12 protein-coding genes and 1 pseudogene are annotated in these 11,542 nt (G+C 60.6%); all 13 read left to right on the forward strand.

Annotated features, from left to right (window positions below; all coding sequences use genetic code 11):
* A pseudogene (locus C8P69_RS24015) lies at positions 1-424 on the forward strand (hypothetical protein); the annotation flags it as partial.
* 221 nt (positions 425-645) lie between these two features.
* Positions 646-867 (forward strand): hypothetical protein, encoded by a 222-nt coding sequence (locus tag C8P69_RS22740; protein ID WP_108179722.1) that lies wholly within the window; start codon positions 646-648, stop codon positions 865-867.
* Positions 868-882: 15 nt separating this feature from the next.
* Positions 883-1,740, forward strand: coding sequence for a NifU family protein (locus tag C8P69_RS22745; protein WP_245902211.1), 858 nt, complete (start codon positions 883-885; stop codon positions 1,738-1,740).
* Positions 1,737-2,915: an NHL repeat-containing protein gene (locus tag C8P69_RS22750; RefSeq protein WP_108179724.1), complete on the forward strand. Its 1,179-nt coding sequence runs from the start codon at positions 1,737-1,739 to the stop codon at positions 2,913-2,915. Before C8P69_RS22745 ends, C8P69_RS22750 begins: the two co-directional genes overlap by 4 nt.
* The gene (gene hypF, locus C8P69_RS22755) at positions 2,912-5,287 is read left to right on the forward strand and encodes a carbamoyltransferase HypF (protein ID WP_108179725.1); all 2,376 of its coding nucleotides are present in this window, start codon (positions 2,912-2,914) and stop codon (positions 5,285-5,287) included. The genes C8P69_RS22750 and hypF overlap by 4 nt, the downstream gene beginning before the upstream one ends.
* On the forward strand, positions 5,278-5,574 hold the full coding sequence (gene hypC, locus C8P69_RS22760) for a HypC/HybG/HupF family hydrogenase formation chaperone (RefSeq protein ID WP_108179726.1): 297 nt from the start codon (positions 5,278-5,280) through the stop codon (positions 5,572-5,574). The genes hypF and hypC overlap by 10 nt, the downstream gene beginning before the upstream one ends.
* A complete protein-coding gene (gene hypD, locus C8P69_RS22765; RefSeq protein WP_108179727.1) occupies positions 5,571-6,710 on the forward strand; it encodes a hydrogenase formation protein HypD in 1,140 nt (379 codons plus the stop codon). Before hypC ends, hypD begins: the two co-directional genes overlap by 4 nt.
* Positions 6,707-7,753 carry a hydrogenase expression/formation protein HypE gene (gene hypE / locus C8P69_RS22770; RefSeq protein ID WP_108179728.1) on the forward strand — a complete coding sequence of 349 codons (1,047 nt, stop codon included), beginning with the start codon at positions 6,707-6,709 and terminating at the stop codon, positions 7,751-7,753. Before hypD ends, hypE begins: the two co-directional genes overlap by 4 nt.
* A gap of 47 nt (positions 7,754-7,800) precedes the next feature.
* A complete protein-coding gene (locus tag C8P69_RS22775) occupies positions 7,801-8,394 on the forward strand; it encodes a HupE/UreJ family protein (protein ID WP_245902212.1) in 594 nt (197 codons plus the stop codon).
* A gap of 56 nt (positions 8,395-8,450) precedes the next feature.
* Positions 8,451-8,690 carry a hydrogenase/urease maturation nickel metallochaperone HypA gene (locus tag C8P69_RS22780; RefSeq protein WP_108179729.1) on the forward strand — a complete coding sequence of 80 codons (240 nt, stop codon included), beginning with the start codon at positions 8,451-8,453 and terminating at the stop codon, positions 8,688-8,690.
* 47 nt (positions 8,691-8,737) lie between these two features.
* A complete protein-coding gene (gene hypB, locus C8P69_RS22785) occupies positions 8,738-9,682 on the forward strand; it encodes a hydrogenase nickel incorporation protein HypB (protein ID WP_245902213.1) in 945 nt (314 codons plus the stop codon).
* A 149-nt stretch (positions 9,683-9,831) separates the two neighbouring features.
* Entirely contained in the window at positions 9,832-11,145 is a 1,314-nt protein-coding gene (locus tag C8P69_RS22790) for an NAD(P)/FAD-dependent oxidoreductase (RefSeq protein ID WP_108179731.1), read from the forward strand.
* Positions 11,146-11,323: 178 nt separating this feature from the next.
* Positions 11,324-11,542 (forward strand): transposase (locus C8P69_RS23665; RefSeq protein WP_211353853.1); only part of this gene is annotated, 219 nt, incomplete at its 3' end.

Below are 11,542 nucleotides of genomic sequence, written 5' to 3' on the forward strand. Positions count from 1 at the left end.
GTGGCTGGGGTCCACATCGCTCGCTCCAAGATGGCCTGAACAACCCCTTGGAATCACGAGTGCCCCAGTCGCTCAACCCTTTCGGGACGGGCTCTCAGCGCACCGGGTTGAAAACGGCTATCGGGCGCTGGATGCCTATGATGAGGCGCTCAAGGTCCGCACCGAGCGGGATATGCCTGAAGAATATGCCAATACCATCGCCAACAAAGCCAATTGCCTGTCCAACTTGCCGGATGATCCGGAGAATCCGGAAGCCGGCAATCCGCGCAACATCATGACGGCCGTTGGGCTCTTGCGCGAAGCTCAGGCAATTTTCCGTGCGCGCGGAGCGACGGAAAAGGCTGACGCCGTTGGGGAAGCTGTTGCTGAACTAACCGCAGCCCTTGCGCCGCATTCCGCGTTTCAATCCTCTACAGAACACTGAAGAACCCAACAGTGGAGAACGATCCTTGCTTACAATTCTTGCTCTCATCGCCGGATTTGCCGCGGCCATTGGCGCTGGCATGCTTTCGGGGTTGCGCCTTGGTAAAGAAGCGCTCGGCGCGGAACTCGCTGCGTATATGGGCGGGCTCTATGGAATCATTTCAGGCAGTGTCGCAGTCGTAGCGACTGCGCTCGTCCTGTCTTTCATCTAGGAAAAGATCTATGTTCGGCATGGCAGTCAATTCGGCGAAACTCTTTTTCGCAGGCAAGCTTTTCAAGGACAACCCAACCGTCGTCCGTCTGCTTCTAACCGGCTTTGGAGCCGGTGCGGCGGCGGGTATTGCGGTCGGTCTGGTTGCCCCCATCTGGATTGCGGTGCCCGTGGCCGGCGCGGTCGCTGGGTTCCTTCAGCCCATTCTGCTGAAGGATGTAAAATACAACTGAATCATGGAAAATGGCTTGGCCCATCCTGCGGAATCACCTGGCCTTGACCGGCTTCTGGGAGAATTGCGCGCCCTGGAAGGGCTGGCACAATCTTGGGATGATTCCGCCCGCATGGGCGCAAAGGCGCAGGCTGAAGCGATCGATGCGCTCAATGCTGAAGCTTTCCGCCGTCTGATTCGTGCGCTCAAGGACAAGCCGGGTTTCGGCCCGGCTCTGGCGGAAGCCGCGCAGGATGAGGTGGTCTACGCCGTGTTGAGGCGGCATGGCATTCTCAAGCCCTCGCTGTTCGAACGGGTCGAGGCGGCGCTGGAAACCGTGCGCCCGATGCTGGCGACCCATGGAGGCAATGCCGAGGTCGCGGCGGTAGAAGGAAACCGTGCAGATATACGGTTTCTGGGTGCTTGCGATGGCTGCCCGGCCTCGCAGCTCACCTTCTATGCTGGGGTCAAGAAGGCGATACAGGATCAGGTGCCGGAAATCACCGAGGTGCGCCAGGCCAAGAGCCTTGGCGGCGGCGGGGCGGATACGGTGCATTTCACCTCGCCTTTTGCCAATGTTCCAGGCGGGCCATGGCTGACTGCGCTGACGCTCAAAGAATTGCCTGATGGCAGCACGCGTTTTCTGGAGCTCGATGGCCATGCGATCATCCTATCACGCCAGGGCGACCAGGTGACCTGCTTCAAGAATGCCTGCGCCCATATGGGGCTTGAAATGACTGATGGCGATCTTGCCAACGGCATTCTCACCTGCCCCTATCATGGCTTCCGCTATGCGCTGGAAAGCGGGGAATGCTTGACCGCGCCAGAAGTGCAACTGCAGCCGCATACGGTGCGAGTCATCGGCAACCGGATCGAAGTCAGGATCCAGCGATGAAAGTGTCCCTGTCGCAGTCCTTCTCGCCCTACAAGGCACCGGGTACGATCACGCAGGGAGCGCCGCTGCTCGATCCTTCCGGGGCACGGGTTATCCTAGGGACAGACGGCGGGCATCTAGCTGAACCGATCACACCGCTTGCCCATCGCTTGTTCGGCCCGCGCGGTGTCTGCCTGCATGAGGATGGCTCGCTCTGGGTCTCCGATACCGGCCATCATCGCTTGCTCGGGTGGAAGACAGTTCCCAGGAAGGACGATATTCCGGCCGATATTCTTATCGGCCAGCCTGCTTTCGGGCTTGAGGGCCGCAATGCCAAGGGGCCGGTGACGGCGGCCACACTTAATGTGCCGACCGGGATGACAGCCTTTCGCGGCGGGCTTGCCGTGGCCGATCCTTGGAATCATCGGGTGCTAATCTGGCGGGAGACGCCCAAAGGGCCGGACCACGAAGCAGATATCATCCTTGGCCAGGCGGATAGTCAATCTGCGCTTGCCAATCGCGGCATGGATCATCCGCGCGCCGACACCCTGCATTGGGCCTATGGAGTCTCTGCCATTGGCAATCGATTGATCATCTGCGATTCCGGCAATCGCCGGGTTCTCGTTTTCGACAATCCGCAATGGACCGGACAAAAAGCCGATCTGGTGCTTGGCCAGGATGATTTCACCTGCAGGGATGAGAATGCTGGCGGACCGGTTTCCGCCCGGTCCATGCGCTGGCCGCATATGGCGATTGGCTGGCGCGGCGGGCTTGCGGTTGCCGATGCCGGTAATAACCGCGTGATGATCTTTGACCAATTCCCGCTCAAAAATGGCGTGGCCGCCGATGCGATGCTCGGGCAGAACGACATGACCGGCTGCGATTTCAACATGGTTGCCTATTACCCTTCCGCTCAGGCGGTCAACATGCCCTATGCGTTGGCCGTGCTCGACGAAAGGCTGGTGGTGGCCGATACGGCTAATTCGCGCCTGCTCGGCTTTTCCGACACATCCATGGCGTGTTTCGCCGACCGGCTGAATGGGCAGCCGGATTTCGCAGCCAAGGGCGATAACCGCTGGGGCCTGGCCGAACGCGATAGCCTGTGCTGGCCTTATGGCCTCTCAGCCAAAGGCTCCGTGCTTGCGGTGGCCGATAGCGGCAATAACCGCGTGCTGATCTGGGATGCAGCATCATGAACGGTGCGCGCCTCACCGTCCGGGGACAGGTTCAGGGCGTCGGTTTCCGTCCGGCGGTCTGGCGGCTGGCGCAGGACATGCAGCTTCAGGGCGATGTAAGGAACACAGCCGAAGGCGTGGTGATACGCATCTGGGGCGAAGGGACGCAGAGCTTCCCCACCCGGCTGCACAAGGCCCTTCCCGCCCTCGCCCGGATCGAGGAATTAACCATGGAGCCGCTGGAGACAGCACCGCCGCCGGGCTTCAGCATCGTCGCATCGGATGCAGGAGGCGCAATGCGGGCCAGCATCACGCCGGATGCTGCAACCTGCCCGGATTGCCTCGCTGAAATCCGCAACCCGTTCGAACGGCGCTACCGCTATCCCTTCACCAATTGCACCCATTGCGGCCCGCGCTTCTCGATCATCGAATCCGCACCCTATGACAGGGCGCGCACCACGATGGCGCCGTTTGACCTCTGCGAGCCGTGCGAAGCCGAATATCGCAACCCGGCTGACCGGCGCTTTCATGCTCAGCCCATTGCTTGCGGACGCTGCGGGCCTCGAATCTGGATCGAGAAGCTCGGTCGCGGGGCGGTCCATCTCGAAGCCTTTTCGATGCTTGATGATGTGGATGCGACCGGCGGCATGATCCTCAATGGCCATATCGTCGCGATCCGGGGTCTTGGCGGGGTGCATCTGACTTGCGATGCGACCAATGCTGCCGCCATCGTTGAACTGCGCCGCCGCAAAGGCCGGGACGGCAAGGCGCTCGCACTGATGGCGCGCGATCTTGATTTAGTGCGCCACTATTGCGAGGTCTCGAATGAAGAAGCGGCCGCCTTGAGCGGCCCGGAAGCGCCGATCGTGCTGCTGAAAACCAAGCCGAATCGCCTGCCGGACAGCATCGCGCCAGGGCTCGACCGGCTTGGGGTGATGCTGCCCTATACACCCTTCTATCACATGATCCTGCGCCGGATCGGCCGGCCGGTCATCATGACCAGCGGCAATCCGTCCGGCCAGCCGCAATGCATCGGCAATGAGGAGGTCCGCGACCGGCTGGCCGACATCGCCGATTTCGCCTGCTTGCATGACCGTGAAATCGCCAATCGGATCGATGATTCGGTGGTGCGGATCGATCTTGGCCGGATGCGTGTGATCCGCCGCGCGCGCGGCTTTGCACCCCAGGCCATCACCTTGCCGGAGGGCTTTTCGCGCGATCACCAGATTCTCGCAATGGGATCGGAACTGAAGAACACGTTCTGCCTGATCAAGGATGGGCAGGCCATTCTCTCCCAGCATATGGGCGATCTTGAAGATGCTGAGACCTATCTTGATTCGGAAAGAAACCTGTCGCTCTACACGGCGATTTATGACCACAGCCCCAGCTTGCTTGCTGTGGATCAGCACCCGGACTATCTCTCGACGCAGCGTGGCTACGCCCTTGCCGACGGTCGGCCAGTGGTAGAGGTCCAGCATCATCATGCGCATATCGCCGCCTGCATGGCGGAAAACGGGCGGGCTCTTGGTGCACCGCCTGTGCTCGGCATTGCCATGGACGGCAGCGGGCTGGGCGAAGATGGCACGTTTTGGGGCGGGGAATTTCTTATCGCTGACTACTGCGGTTATCAGCGGGCCGGATGCCTAAAGCCGGTGGCCCTGCCAGGTGGCACGGCCGCCATAAAGGCTCCCTGGCGCAATGCCTATGCACATTTGATGGCTGAAATGGGCTGGTCTGAGTTCGCGATGAATTTCCGCGAATTGCCGCTGTTCGAAAAATTCAACAGGCAATTTGAAACCGTGTCGCGCTCTACGCTGGACAGCATGATCCGGCAAGGCCGCAATGCGCCGGTTTCCTCTTCCTGCGGCCGCCTGTTCGATGCGGCGGCGGCCATTGCCGGTCTCGCCTGGGAGGCGCAGGCCTATGAAGGCGAGGCGGCGATGCGGTTCGAGGCCGCAATTGACCGGGATGCCCTGTCCGAGCCCGATGAGCTTGCCTACCCCTTCTCCATTCCGCTGCTGAAGGGCAATGGCCTGCCCTATATCGAGCCGCTGGCCGTCTGGCGCGCCATGCTGGGCGATCTTATCCTGAAGACGCCGGCGGGTGTGATGTCGGCGCGCTTCCATCGCGGGCTTGCCAACGTGATTGTTGCCATGGCGGCGCGGATCACCGCTGATACCGCGATCGACACCATCGCTCTATCCGGCGGCTGCTTTCAGAATGCCACCTTGTTCACGCTCGTCCATCAAGGGCTGGAGCGCGCGGGCAAGATCGTTCTCTCGCATGGCAAGGTGCCCGCCAATGATGGCGGGCTCTCGCTGGGCCAGGGGGCAATCGCGCTCGCCATCACCCAATCGGCCAACCAAAGAGCGGAGGAAACATCATGTGCCTAGGAATCCCGGGACGGATCGTGACGATCGCAGATGCTAGCCGCAAGCTTGCTATAGTTGAGGTGATGGGGGTGAAGAGGCAGGTCAATGTTGCCTGCATCCTCAAAGATGACGAACTGATCGAGAGCCTTGTCGGTGCCTGGTCGCTGATCCATGTCGGTTTCGCGATGAGCCGGATCAACGAGCAGGAAGCGGCGATGACGCTGGATGTGCTCCGGCAGCTTGGCGAAGCTCAGGAGGAGATTGAGGCGATGCGCGCCACCGAGCGGATGATGGCGGTGGCCTTATGAACTATACGGATGAATTCCGCGATCCGGTCGCGGCACGCGGCGTGCTCGCCGCCATTGAACGCGTGGTCGACGAGATCGGCGCGACCAAGGACAAACCGCTGCATATCATGGAAATTTGCGGCGGGCATACGCATGCGATCTTCCGCTACGGGCTCGACAAGCTGACCCCGCCTGGACTTGAATTCATCCACGGTCCCGGCTGCCCGGTCTGCGTGCTGCCTATGAGCCGGATCGATGAATGCGTCGATATCGCCGAACGCCCGAATGTGATCATGACCACCTTCGGCGATGCGATGCGTGTGCCCGGCCGGCGCAAGTCCATGATGCAGGCCAAGGCGGATGGCGCGGATATCCGGATGGTCTATTCCCCGCTCGATGCGCTGGAACTGGCCCGGCGCAATCCGGGCAAGGAAGTGGTGTTTTTTGGGCTGGGATTCGAAACGACTACGCCTTCCACTGCGCTGACCATCCTGCAGGCCCATGCCGATCGGCAGAGCAATTTCTCGATCTTCTGCAATCACATCACCGTGCCGCCGCCGATCAAGGCCCTGCTCGATGATCCGTATATGGTGCTGGATGGCTTTGTCGGCCCCGGCCATGTCTCCATGGTCATTGGCATCCGCCCCTACGATTTCATTGCGCGCGACTACAAGAAGCCGATCGTCGTGGCCGGGTTCGAGCCTCTCGATCTGTTGCAATCGGTGCTGATGGTGCTCGAGCAGATCCGCGACGGCCGTGCCGAGGTCGAGAACCAGTATGCCCGCGTCGTGCCGGATGAGGGCAATCCCGTCTCGATCGCCGCCTGCAACGAGGTCTATCAACCGCGCCCGAGCTTCGAATGGCGCGGGCTTGGCGAGATCGATGCCAGCGGCCTCAGAATCCGTGATAAATATGCCGCCTTTGATGCCGAAGTGAAGTTCGAAATCGGCTATGGCACCGGCCCGCGCTTCACCGGCGAGCAGGATGGCTGCCGCTGCGGGGATGTGATGACCGGGCGGATCAAGCCACATGCCTGCCCGCAATTCGGCAAGGGCTGCACACCGGAAATGCCGCTTGGCGCGCTGATGGTCAGTTCAGAAGGTGCCTGCGCCGCCTATTATCAATATGGCGGTTTACGGCTGGAGGCTGTGGAATGAACCAGACGGTTCGCCCCGAGCGCCGCGTGCTGGCACAGCGCGTCACCCTCGCCCATGGCGGGGGGGGCAAGGCGATGCGCGATCTCATCGAGGATGTGTTCACCTCGGTCTTCGCCCCGCCCGGCATGGAAGATCAGGCACGGCTGATGGACGCATCGCTGCTGGAGCCAGGTGCGGAGCTTGCCTTCACGACCGACAGTTTCGTGGTCTCGCCTATGGAGTTTCCCGGTGGAGATATAGGTACGATATCAGTCTGCGGTACGGTGAATGATCTGGCGGTTGGCGGGGCAAGACCGCTTTGGCTCTCCGCCGCCTTTATCATCGAGGAGGGCGTCGAGATCACGACATTGCGGCAGATCGCGGCCTCGATGCAGAAGTCGGCGTTGGAAGCCGGGGTGCGAATCGTGACAGGCGACACCAAGGTTGTCGGCAAGGGATCGGGCGATGGCGTCTTCGTCACCACCGCAGGTATTGGCGTCATCCCGCCCGGACGCCGCATGCTGGCCGAAAGCGTCCGACCCGGTGACATCGCCCTTGTCAGCGGTGTGCTGGGCGATCATGGCGCGGCGATTCTTGCGGCGCGGGGGGATATGGACCTCACATCCGATATCCGCTCAGATTGCCAGCCACTCAACCATCTGATCGAGGCCGTGCTGACAGCGGTGCCCGATATACGCGCGGCGCGCGACGCTACGCGCGGCGGCCTAGCTTCGGCGCTCAACGAAGTCGCCTATGCTGCAGGAGTCGGCATCGAGATCACCGAGGCCGATCTGCCTTTGCGGCAGGAAGTGCGCGGCATTTGCGAGATATTGGGGCTGGACCCGCTTTACCTCGCCAATGAGGGCACTCTGGTCCTGTTTGTCCCGCCGGATCAGGCGGTTTCGGCTCTTGCCGCCATGAAATCGGTTCCGGCCGGGCGCGGTGCTCGAGTGATCGGCAAAGCGGTGACGGCCCATCCTGGGACCGTCATCATGAAGACCGTGCTGGGTGGGGCACGCATCGTCGACATGCTTGTCGGGGAACAACTGCCGAGAATCTGTTGAACCAAGTCTAGCAAAAGCCAAGACGGCGTTTTGCAAAAGAGAGAGTGATGAACATGAAGAAACTGGCACTGTTTTCCATCGGCGGCCTGCTCGCGCTAACTAGTGGAGCCATGGCGCATCCTGGCCATGGTGCCGCACAGGATCTGGCTCATGGCTTCATGCATCCGCTGAGCGGGCTGGATCACTTGATCGCAATGGTAGCTGTTGGTGTCTTGGCCGCACGGCTTGGCGGACGCGCGACCTACATGGTGCCGCTGGCTTTTTTGCTGGCCATGATTGCCGGGGGCGCGGCCGGCTATGCTGGCCTACCGCTGCCTATGGTTGAGCAGGGCATTGGCCTTTCAGTTGTGGTGCTCAGCATCGCGGTTGCGTTGGACTATCGGCTGCCGCTTACGCTTTCCATGGGTCTTGTGGGGCTGTTCGCGGTGTTCCACGGCCATGCCCATGGTACAGAAGGCGCAAATGCTGCGGCCTTCCTACCTTATGCCGCCGGGTTCATCGCTGCGACATCGGCCTTGCATATCGCAGGCATCGCGCTTGGGCTTTCACTTGACCGGTTCGGGGCCAAATCCTCGATCTATCTCAAGCGCTTGATAGGCGCGGCCGGTGCTGTTGCCGGCGTGATGATCTTGGCAGGCTGAGGGCATAGGCGGGATTCAACGTCCCGCCTGTCCACCGTGCAGGAAAGGCAAGCCTCATGCATGAACTGGGCATGGCGCGCAGCATTGCCGGCATCATTGGCGAGCATGCCCAAGGGCGGCCTGTCAAAGCGGTGCGGGTGGCGATCGGTCCGCTCGCTTGCATCGAGCGGCAGGCCTTGGCCTTTTGCTGGGATATCGTGACGGACAAGACCGGACTCGCAGGAGCTAGTCTGGGTTTCATCGAGGCCGAAGGGGATACCTTCACGGTCCGGGAATTTGAATTCAGGGAGGACTGACGATGTGCGGAGTCTGCGGCTGTGCCGATACGGCCAATGAAGTGACGATGACCGATCTCGCGAGCGGCAAAACAAGCCTGCTACGCAAAGGCATGGCGCACCTTAACGATCATGTAGATGCGCATGATCATCCCCACAACCATGACCATTCCCATCCGCATAGCCACAGCGACGGGCACAGCCACACGCATCCGCATGATCACGCGCATGGGCACGATCACCATCACCGGCATCCGCACAGCCATGACGATGGGCATAGCCACACGCATCCCCATGACCATCTGCATCCGCATGCTCACGGTAACGACCACCATCATGCGCATGGATCTGATCAACGGGTCGTTGCGCTGGAAGCGGCCATTCTTGGCAAGAATGATGCGATCGCCGCGCGCAACCGCGGCTGGTTTGAAGGCCGCGGTGTGTTGGCGCTGAATTTCGTCTCATCTCCCGGCTCTGGTAAGACGGCGCTGCTCGAAGCGACCATCCGCGCGCTGAAGGACAAGGTATCGATCAATGTCATCGAGGGCGACCAGATGACCAGCAATGACGCGATCCGTATCCGTGAGGCTGGCGCACCGGCGATCCAGATCAACACAGGTGCCGGCTGTCATCTTGAAGCGGATATGGTCGCCGAAGCGGTGAAGAGCCTTGATCCGAAGCCAGGTTCGATCCTGATGATCGAGAATGTCGGCAATCTCGTTTGCCCGGCCATGTTCGATCTTGGCGAGGCGATGAAAGTCGCTGTGATCTCCACCACCGAAGGAGAGGACAAGCCGTTGAAATATCCGCACATGTTTCGTGCGGTACAGATCGTGATCATCAACAAGATGGATCTCGCTAAGCACGTAGACTTCGACGAATCTGCTTGCAGAGCTAATATCGCTTCGGTGAATCCTAATGCTGAGATTATCGGTCTTTCAGCTCGGACAGGGCAGAACTTGTCGGACTGGACATCGCGCCTAGAGAAGATGCTGTCTGACTTCAGATTATGATCAATGCCCTTAGAGGCTTTTTGGAAACTTGGTGTGAGTGTTTTCCGCATAATCGTAAACGCAGCCTTCGATGGAATATTGCTTTGGGTCTCGGCAACATCCGCGGAACACAGAATGGCCACGGCACGGCTTTCAAATAAGTTGGTTCCATGGCGCTGAAAACGCAGATCGTTGTGGTCGGCGGCGGTGCTGGCGGCTTGGAGCTTGTACGAAAGCTCGGCGTCCGGTTCGGTCGCGAACAGTTCGACATCATTCTGATCGAGCGCAACAACACTCATATCTGGAAGCCGCTGCTCCATGAGGTTGCGGCAGGCTCACTTGATGCCAATCTCGATGAGGTGGGTTATCGGAGCCATGCTTTCCGCTGGGGCTATCGCTTTTTCCGGGGGACGCTGGAGACCATTGACCGCGAGAACAAGCAAGTTGTCGTCGCGCCGCTGATTGACGAGGATGGTTCGGAAATCACTGGCCGTCATCGCATCCGCTACGACTATCTTGTCGTGGCGATCGGCGCGATCTCCAATGACTTCGGCACGCCAGGCGTCGCCGAAAATTGCCTTTTCCTCGATAGCCGAATGCAGGCCGACCGATTCCGCCAGAAGTTATTGGATCAATGCCTGCGCGTTTCGCGTGCGCTGACGGCCGATCAGGCGGCGGAGAAGCATGTCAACATTGCCATCGTCGGAGGCGGCGCGACAGGCGTCGAACTGGCCGCGGAACTCTATAATGCCGCGGCTGGCCTGCGGCATTACGGGCTCGAGGTGTTCGACGAGAAGCGCCTTATTGTCACTCTGATTGAAGCTGGCCCGCGCATCCTGCCGGCCCTGCCTGAAAAGCTTGCCGACGCCGCTACCGCCGAGCTCGAGGATCTCGGCGTTCGCGTGCTCACAGGCACTGTGGTGACGGAAGTCTCTCGGCAAGGCGTCGTGACCAAGTCGGGGGAAATCGTTCCGGCTGACCTACGGGTTTGGGCAGCTGGCGTACGCGGGCCTGACTTGCTCAAGGACATTGCCGGGCTCGAAACCACGCGCAGCAATCAACTTGTGGTTAAGCCGACCATGCAGACTTCGCGCGACGACGCGATTTTTGCCATGGGTGATTGCTGCTTCTTCAAGCCTGAAGGTGCCGAAAGGCCGATCCCGCCCCGGGCTCAGGCCGCGCATCAGATGGCGGCAACGGTGTTTTCCAACCTCTGCGCCTTAATCGCTGGGCGGTCGCTTCAACCTTTCATCTACAAGGACAAGGGCTCGCTCGTTTCCCTTAGCACGTATTCGACGGTCGGTAGCCTGATGGGCAATCTCATTGGCGGCCGGATGGCGATAGAAGGGCGTCTTGCGCGCTTCGTATATGTTTCACTTTACCGCATGCACCTCATCGCGATCCATGGCTGGCTGCGTGGCCTTGGTCTGATCGCAATGGGCCGCGTCAACCAGGTCATCCGGCCCAGATTGAAGCTGCACTGATGAGCGCGTTTTCTGTTTGCCAGCGCTAGCCGACACGTTTTAAAGCCTCGACAATTCGCACGATACCGCCGTCCGCCTTGTGCGTAAGCTGCGCGACCTCGTCCATTGTTGAACCAGCCCCCTAATTGCCCGGACACGACCCACGCTTAAGATAAGGGTTAGGAGTAATGTCGTGCGCATGACTGGTTCTTATCCGAAGAGTGAGGTCCTTCCCGGACCACAGCGCCGGCGCCGATGGACGGTGACGGAGAAGCTGGAGATGGTCGCCGAGACCAATGAGCCGGGCTCGTCGGTGAGCCTGGTGGCCCGCCGTCACGGTGTATCGCCCAACCAGCTCTTCACCTGGCGGCGGCTTGCCGAGCAAGGCGCTCTGACGGCAACGCGGGCCGAGGAGGAG

It is taken from the genome of Phreatobacter oligotrophus (assembly GCF_003046185.1).
GTDB lineage: Bacteria > Pseudomonadota > Alphaproteobacteria > Rhizobiales > Phreatobacteraceae > Phreatobacter > Phreatobacter oligotrophus.